General features: G+C 71.0%; 16 protein-coding genes. 8 read left to right on the top strand and 8 right to left on the bottom strand.

Annotation, left to right across the window (positions count from 1 at the left end; translation table 11 throughout):
* Positions 1-403 precede the first annotated feature (403 nt).
* Entirely contained in the window at positions 404-1,045 is a 642-nt protein-coding gene (locus DMH12_RS29320; RefSeq protein ID WP_125494452.1) for a DNA-3-methyladenine glycosylase, read from the bottom strand.
* A gap of 143 nt (positions 1,046-1,188) precedes the next feature.
* Here DMH12_RS29320 and DMH12_RS29315 point away from each other — a divergent pair, with 143 nt between their 5' ends.
* The 3 genes from DMH12_RS29315 (at position 1,189) to DMH12_RS29305 (ending at position 3,268) form a co-directional block, all read left to right on the top strand.
* The gene (locus tag DMH12_RS29315) at positions 1,189-1,971 is read left to right on the top strand and encodes a sporulation protein (RefSeq protein ID WP_125494451.1); all 783 of its coding nucleotides are present in this window, start codon (positions 1,189-1,191) and stop codon (positions 1,969-1,971) included.
* A gap of 49 nt (positions 1,972-2,020) precedes the next feature.
* Complete coding sequence (locus DMH12_RS29310) at positions 2,021-2,560, top strand: YbhB/YbcL family Raf kinase inhibitor-like protein (protein ID WP_122614742.1); 540 nt, start codon at positions 2,021-2,023, stop codon at positions 2,558-2,560.
* 201 nt (positions 2,561-2,761) lie between these two features.
* Positions 2,762-3,268, top strand: coding sequence for an HNH endonuclease (locus DMH12_RS29305; RefSeq protein ID WP_122614743.1), 507 nt, complete (start codon positions 2,762-2,764; stop codon positions 3,266-3,268).
* Positions 3,269-3,295: 27 nt separating this feature from the next.
* Here the strand turns inward: DMH12_RS29305 and DMH12_RS29300 are convergent, their stop codons facing one another.
* From DMH12_RS29300 to DMH12_RS29290, 3 genes are all read right to left on the bottom strand, one after another.
* On the bottom strand, positions 3,296-4,240 hold the full coding sequence (locus DMH12_RS29300) for an SPFH domain-containing protein (RefSeq protein ID WP_125494450.1): 945 nt from the start codon (positions 4,238-4,240) through the stop codon (positions 3,296-3,298).
* Positions 4,241-4,369: 129 nt separating this feature from the next.
* Complete coding sequence (locus DMH12_RS29295; protein ID WP_125494449.1) at positions 4,370-4,801, bottom strand: NfeD family protein; 432 nt, start codon at positions 4,799-4,801, stop codon at positions 4,370-4,372.
* 54 nt (positions 4,802-4,855) lie between these two features.
* Complete coding sequence (locus DMH12_RS29290) at positions 4,856-5,653, bottom strand: ABC transporter ATP-binding protein (protein WP_125494448.1); 798 nt, start codon at positions 5,651-5,653, stop codon at positions 4,856-4,858.
* 152 nt (positions 5,654-5,805) lie between these two features.
* Here DMH12_RS29290 and DMH12_RS29285 point away from each other — a divergent pair, with 152 nt between their 5' ends.
* Positions 5,806-6,594 (top strand): hypothetical protein, encoded by a 789-nt coding sequence (locus tag DMH12_RS29285; RefSeq protein ID WP_125494447.1) that lies wholly within the window; start codon positions 5,806-5,808, stop codon positions 6,592-6,594.
* A gap of 163 nt (positions 6,595-6,757) precedes the next feature.
* Here DMH12_RS29285 and chpE read toward each other — a convergent pair whose 3' ends face one another.
* The 3 genes from chpE to DMH12_RS29270 all read right to left on the bottom strand — a co-directional run bounded on the left by chpE (position 6,758) and on the right by DMH12_RS29270 (position 8,945).
* Positions 6,758-7,003 carry a chaplin ChpE gene (chpE, locus tag DMH12_RS29280; RefSeq protein WP_125494446.1) on the bottom strand — a complete coding sequence of 82 codons (246 nt, stop codon included), beginning with the start codon at positions 7,001-7,003 and terminating at the stop codon, positions 6,758-6,760.
* 135 nt (positions 7,004-7,138) lie between these two features.
* Positions 7,139-7,780, bottom strand: coding sequence for a response regulator transcription factor (locus DMH12_RS29275; protein WP_122614749.1), 642 nt, complete (start codon positions 7,778-7,780; stop codon positions 7,139-7,141).
* The gene (locus tag DMH12_RS29270; RefSeq protein WP_125494445.1) at positions 7,773-8,945 is read right to left on the bottom strand and encodes a GAF domain-containing sensor histidine kinase; all 1,173 of its coding nucleotides are present in this window, start codon (positions 8,943-8,945) and stop codon (positions 7,773-7,775) included. The genes DMH12_RS29275 and DMH12_RS29270 overlap by 8 nt, the downstream gene beginning before the upstream one ends.
* Positions 8,946-9,166: 221 nt before the next feature.
* Here DMH12_RS29270 and DMH12_RS29265 point away from each other — a divergent pair, with 221 nt between their 5' ends.
* From DMH12_RS29265 to DMH12_RS29255, 3 genes are all read left to right on the top strand, one after another.
* Positions 9,167-9,865: an SDR family oxidoreductase gene (locus tag DMH12_RS29265; RefSeq protein WP_125494444.1), complete on the top strand. Its 699-nt coding sequence runs from the start codon at positions 9,167-9,169 to the stop codon at positions 9,863-9,865.
* On the top strand, positions 9,862-10,905 hold the full coding sequence (locus DMH12_RS29260; RefSeq protein WP_125494443.1) for an S-adenosylmethionine:tRNA ribosyltransferase-isomerase: 1,044 nt from the start codon (positions 9,862-9,864) through the stop codon (positions 10,903-10,905). Before DMH12_RS29265 ends, DMH12_RS29260 begins: the two co-directional genes overlap by 4 nt.
* A gap of 353 nt (positions 10,906-11,258) precedes the next feature.
* Complete coding sequence (locus DMH12_RS29255; RefSeq protein ID WP_125494442.1) at positions 11,259-11,972, top strand: transglycosylase SLT domain-containing protein; 714 nt, start codon at positions 11,259-11,261, stop codon at positions 11,970-11,972.
* 123 nt (positions 11,973-12,095) lie between these two features.
* On the opposite strand, the gene DMH12_RS29250 is transcribed toward DMH12_RS29255, so the two are convergent.
* Positions 12,096-14,675 (bottom strand): FHA domain-containing protein, encoded by a 2,580-nt coding sequence (locus DMH12_RS29250; RefSeq protein WP_185832615.1) that lies wholly within the window; start codon positions 14,673-14,675, stop codon positions 12,096-12,098.
* Positions 14,676-14,915: 240 nt separating this feature from the next.
* Here DMH12_RS29250 and DMH12_RS29245 point away from each other — a divergent pair.
* On the top strand, positions 14,916-16,236 hold a 1,321-nt coding region (locus DMH12_RS29245), incomplete at its 3' end, for a streptophobe family protein (protein WP_260474384.1).

Raw genomic sequence — 16,236 nt, 5'->3', positions numbered from 1 at the left:
CCGGAGGTATCAACATATCTGGCGTTGACTTTTGGCACGCTGTTGAGTTCTCAAGGAACGGACGCTTCCTTTGTACTCACCCTCTCGGGCTTTCCTCCGGGCGCTTCCCTTCGGTCTTGCGTTTCCGACTCTATCAGATCCTTTTCGGCCCGATTCCCGGTCGGCGGGTTTGTCTCGGGCTTTCGGACTTTCGTCCGTCGGCCTTTCGACATTCACTACGTTAGCCGATTCCTTCGCGGACTCATAATCGGGTCCGGGCGAGTTGAATTCGGGCATGCGGGCACGCCGAATTCGCTCCCGCTCAGGGAAGTCGTAGGTAGTGGGTTGGCCGCTCTCGGCTGCTGGCGAATGCCGTAACCGGGTCAAGCGGCTCGGGCTACGTTACGCGCCCCCCAAAGGAGAGTCAACTTCGGCGCCGCTTCGGGACATGGGCCCGATACGGGCTGACCGTCGGGTCGTCGGCGACCCAGTAGCGCCACGGATGAACGCCGCCCTCACCGGCCACGCCGGTCCGTGGACCGTTGCGTACCTGGTCGCGGGGCACGGCGGTGCCGGTCAGGATGCGCAGCGGGGTGTCCTCGGTCGTGCACGCGTCGGTGCCGTCCAAGGCCCGGTCCACGCCCAGGGCGGTGGCCAGACGGGCCGGTCCTTTGGCCAGTTCCTTGTCATTGCGGGCGGAGAGTCGACGAGTCCGGGCCAGGTCGGCGCCTTCGATGATCTCGCCGGCGCGGAGCAGGACGGCGCTCGCGGTGCCGTCGGGACCGCACACCAGGTTCATGCAGAACCACATGCCGTAGGTGAAGTAGACGTACACGTGTCCGGGCGGGCCGAACATGACGTCGTTGCGGGGGGTCCGACCGCGGTAGGCGTGGGAGCCGGGGTCGTTCCGACCGTCGTAGGCCTCGACCTCCGTCAGGCGGAGGGCGATCGGACCGTCCGGGGTGTCGCGCACGAGGACGCGGCCCAGGAGATCGGGGGCCACCTCGAGGACGGGCCGGTCGAAGAATTCCCTGGGCAGGGGCGTACGGTCAGGGCTCGCGATCATGCCGTCCGAGCGTAACGCAGCCGGGTCCGTGCGCGGGGTGGCCAGAGGGCGGCCGGCTTGCCAGGGTGTGGGACGCGGAACCGGCCACGGCCGGATCGCGTTTGTAGGGATCAAGGGTTCACACGCAAGCCTGGAGGAGAGACATGGCGTTCAAGAAGCTGCTCGCGAGCCTGGGGGCCGGCGGGGCTTCGGTCGAGACCGTGCTCAATGAGGTCAACGTCGTACCGGGGGGTGTCGTCCAGGGCGAGGTGCGGATCCAGGGCGGATCCGTCGACCAGGAGATCGAGGGGCTGTCCGTCGGGCTCCAGGCCAAGGTCGAGGTGGAGAGCGGCGACCAGGAGTACAAGCAGGACATCGAGTTCACCAAGGTGCGGCTCGGCGGTGCCTTCGAGCTGAAGGCCGGTGCCGTGCACGCGGTGCCGTTCGGGCTGGAGATCCCGTGGGAGACGCCGATCACCATGATCGACGGACAGGCGCTGCGCGGGATGAACATCGGCGTCACCACGGAGCTGGAGATCGCCCGTGCCGTGGACTCCGGTGACCTGGACCCGATCAACGTGCACCCGCTGCCGGCGCAGAAGGCGATCTTGGACGCGTTCATCGGGCTGGGCTTCCGGTTCAAGAACGCCGACATGGAGCGTGGCCACATCCGGGGTACGCGGCAGCAGCTGCCCTTCTACCAGGAGATCGAGTTCTTCCCGCCGCAGCAGTACCGGGGGCTGAACCAGGTCGAGCTGAGCTTCGTGGCCGACGCGCAGGCCATGGACGTCGTGCTCGAGATGGACAAGAAGCCGGGGCTGTTCAGCGAGGGCAGCGACACCTTCCGTTCCTTCAAGGTGGGGCTGAACGACTACCAGGGCACCGACTGGACTGCGTACCTCAACCAGTGGCTGTCCGAGGTCGGCAGCAAGCGCAACTGGTTCTGATGGATCTAGGCTCGGTCATCTCTGCACCAGACATTCAGGAGGTACCGAGGTGACCGAGCTGAAGCGGCGTCCGCTCCCCCATGACTTCCACCCGCCCGTGCCGTCGTTCACGGTCACGAGCGACGACGTCCAGGAGGGCGGGACGCTCAAGGACGCTCAGGTCCACGCGGCCGGCAACACCTCTCCGCAGCTGCGGTGGGAGGGCTTCCCCGCCGAGACCAAGAGCTTCGCCGTGACCTGCTACGACCCGGACGCCCCGACGGGCAGCGGGTTCTGGCACTGGGTGGTGTTCGACATCCCGGCGTCGGTGACCGAGCTGCCGGTGGGCGCGGGCAGCGGCACCTTCGAGGGGCTGCCCCAGGGTGCCGTGCAGGCGCGCAACGACTACGGCAGCAAGGACTTCGGCGGTGCCGCGCCGCCGCCCGGCGACGGGCCCCACCGGTATGTGTTCACGGTGTACGCCGTGGACCAGGAGAAGCTCGGCCCGGACGCGGAGGCGAGCCCGGCGTTCGTCGGGTTCAATCTGCGGTTCCACACGATCGGGCGCGCCCAGCTGATCGGTGAGTACGAGCTGCCCGCCGACAGCTGAGCGTTCCGAGCGTTCATGGAACGTTTGCCCGCCCCCGGTCTTGGAATGGATCAGGGGCGGGCATTTTTATTGCCAGGGGTGGCGGGGGGAGATCGTCGCCCCTGGAGCAGCGGATATTGCGTTGTCCATCTCGGCGTGCCCGGCCAGAGTTGATCCCAGCCCGCCACGGGGTGGGCCGGTGCACACGGGAGGTGGGCTGGTATGCGGGACACGCTGGTGCTGAACGCGAGCTTCGAGCCGTTGTCGACGGTGACGTTGAACCGAGCCGTCGTTCTGGTGCTTCAGGACAAGGCCGTCGTCGAGCAGGCCCACCCCGAACTGCGGATGCGCGGAGCCGCGCTCGACATACCTGCGCCACGGGTGATCAGGCTCTGCCAATACGTACGGGTGCCCTTTCGAAGACGCGCTCCCTGGTCGAGGCGGGGCGTCCTGGTCCGGGACCGGCACCGGTGCGCCTACTGCGGCCGGCGGGCGACGACCGTCGACCACGTGGTGCCGAGGTCGCACGGTGGGCAGGACTCATGGCTGAACACGGTGGCCTCCTGCGCGGAGGACAATCACCGCAAGGCGAACCGGACGCCGGAGCAGGCGGGGATGCCGTTGCTTCGGGAGCCGTTCGAGCCGACGCCCGCCGACGCGATGTTGCTGGCGCTGGCCCGGGACGACTTCGAGGCGCTGCCGGAGTGGTTGGTGCTGGACGCGGCGTGACGGCTGCGCCGCGCCCCCTTAGGGGCGCTAGTCGATCGTCGGCTTCTCTCGGCGTTCCTGGGCGGGGACGCTGGGGGTGCCGTTGCCTCCGCCGCCCAGGCCGCCGAGGTTGCCCATGGCTCCGGACAGGCCCTTGAGGGCGTCGCCGATCTCGCTGGGGACGATCCAGAGCTTGTTGGCGTCGCCCTCGGCGATCTTCGGGAGCATCTGGAGGTACTGGTAGGAGAGCAGTTTCTGGTCCGGGTCGCCGGCGTGGATGGCCTCGAAGACCGTGCGGACGGCCTGGGCCTCGCCCTCGGCGCGCAGGGCGGCGGCCTTGGCCTCACCTTCGGCGCGCAGGATCTGGGACTGCTTCTCGCCCTCGGCGCGCAGGATCTCGGACTGCCGGACACCTTCGGCCTGGAGGATGGCGGCGCGCTTGTCGCGGTCGGCGCGCATCTGCTTCTCCATCGAGTCCTGGATGGAGGTGGGCGGTTCGATCGCCTTGAGCTCGACGCGGTTGACGCGGATGCCCCACTTGCCGGTGGCCTCGTCGAGGACGCCGCGCAGGGCAGCGTTGATCTCCTCGCGGGAGGTCAGGGTCCGTTCCAGGTCCATGCCGCCGATGATGTTGCGCAGGGTGGTGACGGTGAGCTGCTCGATGGCCTGGATGTAGCTGGCGACCTCGTAGGTCGCGGCGCGGGCGTCGGTCACCTGGTAGTAGATGACGGTGTCGATGTTGACGACCAGGTTGTCCTGGGTGATGACCGGCTGCGGTGGGAAGGGGACGACCTGTTCACGCAGGTCGATGCGGTTGCGGATGGTGTCGATGAACGGGACCACGATGTTGAGGCCCGCGTTCAGGGTCCGCGTGTAGCGGCCGAAGCGCTCGACGATGGCGGCGCTGGCCTGCGGGATGACCTGGATGGTCTTGATCAGGGCGATGAAGACCAACACCACCAGGATGATCAAAACGATGATGACCGGTTCCATCGTGGTTGTCCGTCCCCTTCTCCGACCCTGACGACTGCTGATCTTACGGCTGTTGAGGATCTTGCTGGTCGAGTCTGACAGACCGTCGCACCGCTCGGGGCCCGTTCGGGCCACTTGCGCACGGCGGGGTCACATGATGATCGCCGTGGCCCCCTCGATGTCCACGACGTCGACTTCCTCACCCGCTTCGAAGGCGCGCCCGGTGTCCAGTGCGCGTGCCGACCAGATCTCGCCGGCGAGTTTGATCCGGCCGCCGGAGCCGTCGACCCGCTCCACGACGACGGCCTGTCTGCCCTTCAGGGCGTCGACTCCCGTGGCCAGTTGGGGCTGTTGGGAGCGATGCCGGGCGGCGACGGGCCGTACGACCGCGATGAGGGCGACCGATACGACGACGAAGACGAGGACCTGGACGACGAGGTCCGCGCCGAACCCGGAGGCCACGGCGGCGGCGACCGCCCCGACGGCGAACATCCCGAACTCCGGCATCGCGGTCACGACGAGCGGGATTCCGAGCGCTGCCGCGGCGACGAGCCACCACACCCATGCGTCGATGTCGTTCACGTGGTCATGGTAGGTCCGTCGGGCGGGCTGGGGACAGGGCGCACGGGGGGCGGGTCAGGACAGCGGCAGGCCCTGTGCGGTCCAGCGGTCGCCGTTCTGCTCGACGACCAGCGGGAGTCCGAAGCAGAGGGAGAGGTTGCGGGAGGTGAGTTCCAGCTCCAGCGGGCCGGCGGCCATGACCTTGCCCTGACGGATCATCAGGACGTGGGTGAAGCCCGGCGCGATCTCCTCGACGTGGTGGGTGACCATGATCATGGAGGGTGCGATGGGGTCGCGGGCGAGCCGGCCGAGGCGGCGGACGAGGTCCTCGCGGCCGCCGAGGTCGAGGCCGGCGGCCGGCTCGTCGAGGAGCAGCAGTTCGGGGTCGGTCATCAGGGCGCGGGCGATGAGGGTGCGCTTGCGCTCGCCCTCGGAGAGGGTGCCGAACTTCCGCTCCAGGTACTCGGTCATGCCGAGGCGGTCGAGGAAGGCGCGGGCGCGCTGCTCGTCGATGTCCTCGTAGTCCTCGTGCCAGCCCGCCGTCATGCCGTAGGCGGCGGTCAGTACGGTCTGCAGGACGGTCTGGCGCTTGGGCAGCTTGTCGGCCATGGCGATGCCGGCCACGCCGATGCGCGGGCGCAGCTCGAAGACGTCGGTGCCGGGCTTGCCGAGCGTCTCGCCGAGGATGGTGGCGGTGCCCTGGCTGGGGTAGAGGTAGCTGGACGCGACATTGAGGAGGGTGGTCTTGCCGGCGCCGTTGGGGCCGAGGATGACCCAGCGCTCGCCCTCCTTCACCGACCAGGAGACCTGGTCCACCAGAGCCCGGCCCTCGCGGACCACGGATACGTCCTGAAGCTCCAGAACATCGCTCATGAGCGCGTTGTCTCCCCTTGCATTGTGGCCGGTCTCGGCTGTCGCGTACGCCTTGGCTCGGGCCGCCGCGCCAGGTGGGCGCAGGCCCTCCAGGAAATCTACGCCACCGGTCGGCATGACCGTTCCATCGGTCCGGTCCTTAGGGTGGGGGCATGCTCTCGGAACCACGCGCAGGGCGCCTTGCCGCCTGGGGAAATGCACTTATTGCCGGATTGGTCTCGCCTGATGACGCCGCGGTGGCGATCGTCGGGGAGGACGCGGTGCACCGGGTGGAGGGGCTGCCCGGCGAACCTGCGCCCGTCGGTCTCACGCTGGCCCTCGGCCGGCTGCGGGCGCTCGGGGCGACGGGGCTGCGGGTCGCGCTGCCCGCGCCGGGGCATCCGCTGGGCCTGAGCGGGCCGCCGGACTTCAACGCGCGGGCGCTGCAGGCGGAGGAGGCCGTGGTCTGTCACGGTGCGGCGGTGGGGCTGGTGCCCGAGGTCTACGAGGCGGGGCCCGAGGGCGACGTGCACGTCGAGGTGGTCTGGCACTGCCTGCCGGTGCGGGAGGCGCCGCCCGCGGACGTGCCCTCGCTCGGGGAGGCGGAGCGGGAGCTGGCGGAGGCGCTGCGCGACGCGACCGAGGTGCTGACGCGGCTGGACGTGGCCGGGTCGGGGCCGGTGGCGGAGGCGGCGGTCGCGGCGTACCGGGCGCGGGCCGAGCGCGGTCGGGAGGTGCTGGCGCCGGGGTATCCGCCGCGGGCGGTGCGGGTGCTGGAGTTGGCGCAGCGGGTGGGGGCGCTGGTGTCGCTGGCGTATGAGAACGGTCACGGTGGGGCGGTGAGCGCGTCCGAGATGGCGGCGCGGGGGGAGGCGCTGCGGCCGGTGGAGCGGACGGCTCGGCGGGCGCTGGTCGCGGCGTACAACTCCGTTGTGGAGGAGCGTGGGCGGGGGATGCGGTGACCGTCCTCACCCTGTACCCGGCGCTGGTGTGGGCGACCTGGGGGCTCCGCCCCCAGACCCCCCTCTCGGCCTGAACGGCCTCGTCCTCAATCGCCGGACGGGCTGATCGGCGCCGATCGGCCTCCCAGCTGTCCGGGAGGCCGCGGGCATCGTGCTGCCCGGGTCAGCGGTTGAGGCCCAGGTTGCCGAAGGCCGGGTTCAGGACGCCGATGACGTTGACGCTGTTGCCGACGGCGTTGACCGGGATGTGGATCGGCGCCTGGACCAGGTTGCCGGAGGCGACGCCCGGGGAGCCGATGGCCTCGCCGTGGGCCTGGGACCCGTCGGTGGCGGAGGCCATCCCCGCGCCGGCGGCGATCAGCCCGCCGGCCACCATCGTCACGGCCGCTGCCTTCTTCAGGTTCTTCACTTACAAGCCCTCCTTGCGATCGCCGCGGCAGTCGCCGCGGCACGCACTGGAGAACGGCCGGCCCCCGCAAAGGATGCGCCATTCGGGGGACATTCCCACGACGGTATGAATCTCCGACCGGAAGGGAACCTTCCGTCAGCCGGTCACGCCGTGGCGCACGGCCCACAGCGCGGCCTGGGTGCGGTCCGCCAGGTCGAGCTTCATCAGGATGTTCGAGACGTGGGTCTTGACGGTCTTCTCGGAGAGCACCAGCGCCCGCGCGATCTCCCGGTTGGAGCGGCCGTCCGCGATCAGGCCCAGCACCTCGCGCTCGCGCTCCGTGAGCGAACCGCCCCTGCCCTGGCCGGAGTTGCCCTCGTCCTGGCTGAGCAGGGCGCCGGCCACCTCGGGCTGGAGCAGGATGTGGCCGGCGTGGACGGAGCGGATGGCACCGGCCAGTGCCTCGGGGTCGACGTCCTTGTAGACGTAACCCGCCGCGCCCGCGCGCAGGGCCGGGACGACGGTGCGCTGCTCGGTGAAGCTGGTGACGACCAGTACGCGCGCGTGGTTGTCCAGCTCGCGGAGTCTGCGCAGCGCGTCGACGCCGTCCATGCCCGGCATCTTGACGTCCATGAGGATCACGTCGGGTTTCAGTTCCTGGGCGCGGTCGACTCCTTCGGCGCCGTCGGCGGCCTCCCCGACCACCACGATGTCGTCCTGCACCTCCAGGAAGGTGCGCAGGCCCCGGCGGACCACCTGGTGATCGTCGACGAGCAGCACCTTGATTGCGTCAGCCACCGGGGACCTCCATCTCGATCGTGGTGCCCTGGCCGGGCGCGGACTGCACGGTGAGTCTTCCCCCGGTGCCGTTGGCCCGGTCGCGCATCGAGACCAGGCCGAGGTGGCGTCCCGCGCGGCGCACGGTGCGCGGGTCGAAGCCGCTGCCGTCGTCGGTGACCCGCAGTACGGCCCCGGTGCCCCTCCGGTGCAGGGTCACGTCCACGCGTGCCGCCCCGGAGTGGCGCAGGGCGTTGTGCAGCGCCTCCTGGGCGACGCGCAGCATCGCCTCCTCCTGGGCGGCGGGCAGGGCCTTGACCCCGTGTCCGGCGAAGGTCACGCGTGCGGTGTGGGCGCGGTCGAGGACCTGTATCTGAGTGCGCAGGGTGGCGACGAGGCCGTCCTCCTCCAGGGCGGCGGGGCGCAGCTCCACGACGGCGGCGCGCAGCTCGTCGGCGGCCTCCGCGGCGAGGGCGGCGACCTGCTGCAGCTCGCCCTTGGCCCGCGCGGGGTCGCGGTCGACCAGGGCGGTGGCGGCCTGGGCGGTCAGGCGCAGCGAGAAGAGCTTCTGGCTGACCGCGTCGTGCAGCTCGTGGGCGAGGCGGGAGCGCTCCTCGGCGATGGTCAGCTCGCGGCTGCGTTCGTACAGGCGCGCGTTGGTGAGGGCGATGGCGGCGTGCTGGGCGAGGATGCCGAGCAGTTCCTCGTCGTCCGGCGTGAAGCCGCAGGTGCCCTCGGGCCTGGGGACCGTAGGGTTCCCCTCCGCATCAGGGCACAGCTTGTTCGCCAGGAACAGGGCGCCGATGATCTCGTCGCCGTCGCGGATCGGCAGACCCAGGAAGTCGACGAGGTCGGGGTGGGCGGAGGGCCAGCCGCCGAAGCGGGGGTCCTCGCGGACGTCGGCGAGACGCTCGGGCGTGGCCTCGTGGAGCATGGCGGCGAGGATGCCGTGCTGGCGCGGGAGGGGGCCGATGGCCTTCCACTGCTCGTCGCTGACGCCGTCGACCACGAACTGGGCGAAGCCGCCGTGGTCGTCGGGGACGCCGAGGGCGGCGTACTGGGCGTCCAGCAGCTCGCGGGCGGAGGCGACGATCGTCTTGAGGACGTCGCGCACCTCCAGGTGCCTGCTCATGGCCAGCAGCGCGGAACTCACCGCGGCGAGGCCGGACCGGGGGCCGTGACTCATGTCCTCACGGTACCGGCGGGGATCGACAGGGGGATCGGACCTGTGACGGCCGCCGCCTAGGGCGGTGGGCCTAGGTCCGAGGTCCCGTCCCTCCGGCCTAGGGCGAAGGACCCCGCAGGGTTGGGGCCGGTGCCCGAGGCGGCGGGTGGGGCCCGGTTCCTACGTTGAGGATCACGCCGTACCGGACGGGTCGCGGCGGGGACGACGAGGGGACGTGTGTCATGCCGGTCGCGATCATCACGGGAGCGTCGAAGGGGCTGGGCCGAGCGCTCGCCGAGGCGTTGGCGGCTCGGGGCTGGGATCTGGTGCTGGACGCCCGGACCCCCGAGGTGCTCAAGGACACGGCGGCGGCGCTGGAGGCGTACGGCACGCGCGTGACGGCGCTGCCCGGGGACGTCACCGACCCCTGGCACCGGACCGGGCTGGTGACGGAGGCCGGGCGGCTGGGCGGGGTGGATCTGCTGGTCAGCAACGCGAGCGCGCTGGGTGCGGAGCCGCTGGTGCGGCTGGCGGAGCTGCCGACGGACGGGCTGCGGCGGGCCCTGGAGGTGAACGTGGTGGCCGCGCTCGGCCTGGTCAAGGAGGCGCTGCCGGCGCTGCGGGCGGCGCCGGCGGGCGCGGTGCTGACGATCAGCTCGGACGCGGCGGCCGAGGCGTACGAGACGTGGGGCGGCTACGGGGCGTCCAAGGCGGCGCTGGACCAGCTGGCGGCGGTGCTGGGCGTGGAGGAGCCGGGGCTGCGGGTCTGGGCGGTGGATCCGGGGGACATGGCCACGGACCTGTACGCGGCGGCCGTACCGGACGACGCCGATCCGAGGCCCGATCCGGTGGGTGTCGTTCCGGCTCTCCTGCGCTTGCTGGACGAGCGGCCGGCCAGCGGGCGCTACGGGGCTCCGGCCCTGCTGGAGGCGCGGTCATGACGGTGGCGCTGAAGGTGCCGGAGGAGCTGTCGGCACGGGTTCCGGCCGAGCAGCGGGGGCCGGGCCTGGACCGGGACGGCGTGCGGCTGCTGGTGTCGCGGGGCACCGAGGTGTCGCATCACGTCTTCGGTGAGCTTCCCGGGCTGCTGCGGGTCGGTGATCTGCTGGTGGTCAACACGTCTCCGACGCTGGCGGCCGCGGTCGACGGGTCGGTCGGGCACGCGCGTGTGGTGGTGCACTTCTCCACGCGCGGGGACGACGGCAGGTGGGCGGTGGAGCTGCGGGAGCCGGACGGGCGGGGCACCACGCGCGCGCGTGCGTGCGTGGCGAAGGGGACGGTGGTGCGGCTGCCCGGGGGTGGGCGGCTGGTGGCGGAGGAGCCGTTGAGCACCCGCGGGGACCGGTTGTGGTGGGCGCGGGTGTCGGGGGCGGAGGTGACCGCGGTGCTGCGGGAGCACGGGCGGCCCATCCGCTACTCGTACACGGAGCGGGACCAGCCGCTGTCCGTGTACCAGACGGTGTTCGCGCTGGCGACGCCCGACGGGACGGGCAGCGCGGAGATGCCGAGCGCGGCGCGGCCCTTCACGGCACGGCTGGTGACGGAGCTGGTGAGCCGCGGCGTGCAGTTCGCGCCCGTGACGCTGCACACGGGGGTGGCTTCGGCGGAGTCGCACGAACCGCCGTATCCGGAGCGGTTCTCGGTGCCCGGGGAGTCGGCGCGGCTGATCAACGCCGCGCGGGCCGCCGGGCGGCGGGTGGTGGCCGTGGGGACGACCGCCGTGCGGGCGGTGGAGTCGGCGGCCGGCGGTGACGGCGTCGTACGGGCCGGGGCGGGGTGGACGGATCTGGTCGTGACCCCGGAGCGCGGGGTGCGGGTGGTGGACGGCCTGCTGACCGGGCTGCACGAGCCCGAGGCCTCGCACCTGCTGATGCTGGAGGCGGTGGCGGGGCGGGCGGCGATCGACCTCGGGTACGACGCGGCGGTGCGGGGGCGCTACCTGTGGCACGAGTTCGGCGACGTGCATCTCCTCCTGCCGTAGGAGAGGGCCGCGCCGCCACTCACACAGTGCATTGCGCCAGCAACCAACGGTGAGAACGACGGGGGGTCGATGTGAGCCCGGGCATAGGGCACACGTCACGTACGAAGAGGAGTAGGAGTACGACTCGTCCGTTTTGAGCGGGGCAGATAGTCCAATCTGCCCCGTTTCGCCGTTCCCTGATCCACTACCTCGGATCGTACGTCACACCTTTGCCTCCGGATTTTGCGGCCGCTAAGAATTGCTCTCGTCGCTCAGCGCCGTGGGTTCTCCCCCACGGCGTTTGTGCCGGTAACACCCCCTGTCCCCACCGGACGAGAGCGACCTCCGCGCTATTCGAAGAGGTCTATCCCGCCATGCTCAAGAACATCCTTTCCCGTGGTCGCAGTCGTTCCATGACCCGCACCCAGAAGGTCGCCATAGCCGGTGTCGGCACGCTCGGCGCCGCCGCCGTCGCCCTCACCGCCGTGCCGGCCAGCGGCCAGACGACCACGAGCGAGGCCGCTCCGACGGCCAAGGTGGCGTACAGCACCAAGCAGATCCAGGACGTCCACGCCGGCGTCACCGGCCAGCTGGCCGGTGCCAGCCAGAAGGTCGCCACCATCGAGGCGAAGAAGGAGGCGGCCGCGAAGAAGGCCGCCGCCGAGAAGGCCGCGGCGAAGCAGGCCGCGAAGAAGGCCGCCGCCAAGCGCGAGGCGAAGGAGGCCGCCAGCCGGTCCGCCAAGCGCGCCGAGGTCAAGAAGTCCTACCCGAACAACCTCGACGGCTGGATCCGCGAGGCCCGGTCCATCATGAAGAAGCACGGCATCCCCGGCTCCTACGAGGGCATCCACCGCAACATCATGCGGGAGTCCTCCGGCAACCCGAAGGCCATCAACGACTGGGACATCAACGCCATCAACGGCATCCCGTCGAAGGGCCTGCTCCAGGTCATCCCGCCGACCTTCGAGGCCTACCACGTGGCCGGCACCTCGAAGAACATCTGGGACCCGGTCGCCAACATCGTGGCCGCGTGCAACTACGCCGCGGACAAGTACGGCACCATGGACAACGTCGACAGCGCGTACTGAGGCCGGCGCGGACCTCTTCGGACCGACGCCGACGCAGACGCCGATCGCACGCCGAAGGGCGGCACCCTCCTGACGGGGTGCCGCCCTTCGGGGCGTCTCGCCGCGGTCACCCGCGGTCACGCGTCACTTGCGCATGACCTCGGGCTCGTGCCGCCGCAGGAAGCGGGCCACGAAGAAGCCGCAGATCACGCCGAGGACGATCAGCGCGGCCATGTCCATGCCCCAGGCGCCCACGGTGTGCTCCCACAGCGGATCGGCCCCGGCGCCCTCCTCGGGCGGGCTGATCTTGTTGAAGTCCAGCGTGGCGCCGGCCGCGGCCACCGCCCAGCGCGAGGGCATCAGGTACGAGAACTGGTTGACGCCGACCGCGCCGTTCAGGGCGAAGAGGCAGCCGGTGAAGACGACCTGGATGATCGCGAACATGACCAGCAGCGGCATGGTCTTCTCGGCGGTCTTCACCAGCGCCGAGATGATCAGGCCGAACATCATCGAGGTGAAGCCCAGCGCCATGATCGGCAGCGACAGCTCGACCAGGGTCGCGCCGCCGAGGATCAGGCCCTCCTCGGGGATCTCCCGGTTGGCGAAGCCGATCACTCCCACCAGCAGGCCCTGGAGCACGGTGATCATGCCGAGCACGAAGACCTTGGACATCAGGTACGCGGACCGCGACAGGCCGGTCGCGCGTTCCCGCTCGTAGATCACCCGTTCCTTGATCAGCTCGCGGACCGAGTTCGCGGCGCCGGCGAAGCAGGCGCCCACCGCGAGGATCAGCAGGACCGTGGTGGCGGTGCCGTTCGGGATGATCCGGCCGCTCTGCGGATTGGGCGGGTTGGGCAGCAGGCCCTTGTCCGCGTCGATCAGCAGGCTCACCGCGCCCAGCACGGCCGGCAGGATCACCATCAGGGCGAGGAAGCCCTTGTCGGAGACGATCACCGAGACGTAGCGCCGCACCAGCGTGACGAACTGCGACATCCAGCCCTGCGGCTTCGGCGGCTTCATCGCCTGCATCGCCGGCACCGCTACGGACTGCGGCGCGACGGCGTCGATGTCCGCGGCGTACATCTGGTAGTGCTGCGAACCCTTCCAGCGACCCGCCCAGTCGTAGTCGCGATACTCCTCGAAGGCGGAGAAGACGTCGGCCCAGGTGTCGTAGCCGAAGAAGTTCAGCGCCTCCTCGGGCGGGCCGAAGTAGGCCACCGAGCCGCCCGGCGCCATCACCAGCAGCTTGTCGCAGATCGCCAGCTCGGCCACCGAGTGGGTGACGACGAGGACCGTGCGGCCGTCGTCGGCCAGCCCGCGCAGCAGCTGCATGACGTCGCGGTCCATGCCGGGGTCGAGTCCGGAGGTCGGCTCGTCCAGGAAGATCAGCGACGGCTTGGTGAGCAGCTCCAGGGCGACCGAGACGCGCTTGCGCTGGCCACCGGAGAGGGACGTGACCTTCTTGTCCTTGTGGATGTCCAGCTTCAGCTCGCGCAGCACCTCGTCGATGCGGGAGTCGCGCTCCGCGGCCGTGGTGTCGGCCGGGAAGCGGAGCTTCGCCGCGTACTTGAGGGCCTTCTTGACGGTCAGCTCCTTGTGCAGGATGTCGTCCTGCGGGACCAGACCGATGCGCTGGCGCAGCTCGGCGAACTGCTTGTACAGGTTCCGGTTGTCGTAGAGGACCTCGCCCTGGTCGGCCGGCCGGTAGCCGGTGAGCGCCTTGAGCAGGGTCGACTTGCCGGAGCCGGACGGTCCGATGACCGCGATCAGCGACTTCTCGGGTACGCCGAAGGAGACGTCCTTGAGGATCTGCTTGCCGCCGTCGACCGTGACGGTCAGGTGCCGGGCGGAGAAGGACACCTCACCGGTGTCGACGAACTCCTCGAGCCGGTCGCCGACGATCCGGAACGTCGAGTGGCCGACGCCGACGACGTCGGTCGGGCCGAGCAGCTGCGAACCGCCCTTGGCGATCGGCTGGCCGTTGACGTACGTGCCGTTGTGCGAGCCCAGGTCGCGGATCTCCATGCGCCCGTCGGGCGTCGCGTGGAACTCCGCGTGGTTGCGGGAGACCTGGAGGTCGGAGACGACCAGCTCGTTCTCCAGGGCACGGCCGATGCGCATCACACGGCCGAGCGAGAACTGGTGGAACGTGGTCGGGCTGCGGTCGCCGTAGACCGGCGGCGCCCCCGCCGCGCCACCGGAGCCCTGCTGCTGGGGGAAGTGCGGCGCCGCCTGCTGCGGCTGCTGCCAGCCGGCCTGCTGGGGCTGCTGGTGCGGCTGCCCGTGCTGCGGGGCCTGCTGGGGCGGCGACTGCTGTGCCGGGGCCTGCTGGGCCCAGCCGGCGTTCGCGCCCTGCGCCGCGTACGGCTGCTGCTGGGGCTGGGCCTGCGGCGTCTGCTGGGGCTGGGCCTGCGGCGTTGCGGCCGGGGCCTGTGCGCCGGTCAGCTCGACGCGCGGTCCGTCGTTCGCGTTGCCCAGGTTCAGCACGCTGCCGGCGCCGAGCTCCATCCGCTGGACCCGCTGCCCGTGCACGAACGTGCCGTTGGTGCTCCCGTGGTCCTCGACGACCCAACTGCGGCCGTCGAAAGTGATCGTGGCATGACGCCAGGACACCCTGGCGTCGTCAAAGACAAGCTCCCCCTGCGGATCGCGTCCGAGCGCGTATGACCGGGACGGATCGAGCGTCCAGGTCCGTCCGTTGGATTCCAGTACGAGTTCCGGCACTCCAAGCCCCACTGAGTTGTCCCCCGATGTACCCCCGTCGCGGGGAGTCTAGGGATGTCGAACATCGGGGGGAACTATTTCAGGCTCGGGCCCCTGACCGAAAGTCGGGCCTTGTGAAAACCGTGTAGGCAGCCATCGACCGCCCCCGTTGACGGGGTTGAAACCTGCGCGGAAAGTGGTAATCCACGCGAGGGGGACATGCGCGGCAACTCCGCCGCGCAGCGGATCGGGGGGTCTGCCATGAGCGCGTGCACGAGCGTCGGGTCCGAGGAGTATGCCCCCGGGGTGCCGTGGGGAGACGTGCTGCTGACCGCGATCGCCGCCGTGAGCTGGGCGTTGATCGGCATGGCGGGAACGGCGGCGCTCGGTCTGCACCTGCTGGACGCGGACGCGGCGGGCTCGCTGGGCCCGATGACGGCGGCGGTCGTGGCGCTGGGCGCGGGCGGTTCGGTGACACCCGACGGAGACATGTCGGTGTTCGGGCTGAAGGGGGCGCAGGCGTACTCGGCCATCGAGATCACGCCACTGGGCGTGAGCCTGGTCGGTGCGCTGCTGCTGTCGTTCTTCTTCCTGCGCTCCCTGCGCGGGGCCGGAGTTGCCGTCTCCCCCGCCGAACTCCTCGCACGCGCGGGCGCGGTGGTCGCCCTGTTCGTGGCGATGACCGGTGGTCTGGTCTGGGCGGGTCACGGCGTCATCACGATCGACGGCGGTGCGCTGGGGGTCGACGCGCTGCCCGGTGGCGGCGGTGGCGGCGTGGAGATTCCGGGGCTCGGGGACGTGGGTGACATCGGCGGGCTGCTCCCCGACCGGATCGGTGACCTCGTCGACGCCGAGGCCGCGGTGGGCATCAGCGTCGACACGGCGCCGACCCTGCTGGGCGGGCTGGCCTGGTCCGCCGGGGTCCTGCTGATCGCGCTGCTGGCCTCGCGCCGTACTCCGCTGCCGCGCGGGTGTGCGGCCGTGCACCGGGTGGTGCGGCCCGCCGTGTCCGCCGTGGTCACGGTGGCCCTGACCGCGGTGGCGGCCGGCGTCGCGGCGGCCGTGTACGCGGCGGTCGGCGACGACCATCCGCGGCGGATCGCGGGCGCCGCGCTCCTCGGTGCGCCGAACGGGGCCTGGCTCGGTGTCCCGGTCGGCCTGTCCGTGCCGTGGGACGGGCGGGCCACCGGCGAACTGGTCCGGGTTCTCCCCGCTCCGCTGGACGAGCTGCTGGGCGCGGGCGCGGACGATCCGGTCACGCTGGCGCGGCTGGCGGAATTGGACGGACGGGTGTGGCTGCTGGGGGTGGCGGCGGCCCTGATGATGTTGCTGGCCGGGATCCTGACGGCGGTACGGACGCCCGTGGCGCCCGGCGAGGGGCGCTCCCCCGCTTTCGTGGGGCGCTGCGCGCTGCGGCTCGGCCTCGTGACCGGGGCGGCACTGCCGCTGCTCTCCTGGCTGAGCGGGGTGTCCGTGGACGCCTCGCTGTCGGTGCTCGGCATCGATGCCTTCGGCGCGGGCCTCGACCTGCGCGCCCACCTCGGCACGGCCCTGCTGCTGGGCGCCCTGTGGGGTGCGGGGG

It is taken from the genome of Streptomyces sp. WAC 04229, from assembly GCF_003947455.1.
Taxonomy (GTDB): Bacteria; Actinomycetota; Actinomycetes; order Streptomycetales; family Streptomycetaceae; genus Streptomyces.
Note: the sequence above shows the minus strand (reverse complement) of the source record. Positions and strands in the feature narration are given on the sequence as shown.

Excerpts from the sequence above, each read along its gene's own strand:
- DMH12_RS29320 (WP_125494452.1), bottom strand. The coding sequence starts at position 1,045 with ATGATCGCGAGCCCTGACCGTACGCCCCTGCCCAGGGAATTCTTCGAC.
- DMH12_RS29315 (WP_125494451.1), top strand. The coding sequence starts at position 1,189 with ATGGCGTTCAAGAAGCTGCTCGCGAGCCTGGGGGCCGGCGGGGCTTCG.
- DMH12_RS29305 (WP_122614743.1), top strand. The coding sequence starts at position 2,762 with ATGCGGGACACGCTGGTGCTGAACGCGAGCTTCGAGCCGTTGTCGACG.
- DMH12_RS29300 (WP_125494450.1), bottom strand. The coding sequence starts at position 4,240 with ATGGAACCGGTCATCATCGTTTTGATCATCCTGGTGGTGTTGGTCTTC.
- DMH12_RS29290 (WP_125494448.1), bottom strand. The coding sequence starts at position 5,653 with ATGAGCGATGTTCTGGAGCTTCAGGACGTATCCGTGGTCCGCGAGGGC.
- DMH12_RS29285 (WP_125494447.1), top strand. The coding sequence starts at position 5,806 with ATGCTCTCGGAACCACGCGCAGGGCGCCTTGCCGCCTGGGGAAATGCA.
- DMH12_RS29270 (WP_125494445.1), bottom strand. The coding sequence starts at position 8,945 with ATGAGTCACGGCCCCCGGTCCGGCCTCGCCGCGGTGAGTTCCGCGCTG.
- DMH12_RS29265 (WP_125494444.1), top strand. The coding sequence starts at position 9,167 with ATGCCGGTCGCGATCATCACGGGAGCGTCGAAGGGGCTGGGCCGAGCG.
- DMH12_RS29260 (WP_125494443.1), top strand. The coding sequence starts at position 9,862 with ATGACGGTGGCGCTGAAGGTGCCGGAGGAGCTGTCGGCACGGGTTCCG.
- DMH12_RS29255 (WP_125494442.1), top strand. The coding sequence starts at position 11,259 with ATGCTCAAGAACATCCTTTCCCGTGGTCGCAGTCGTTCCATGACCCGC.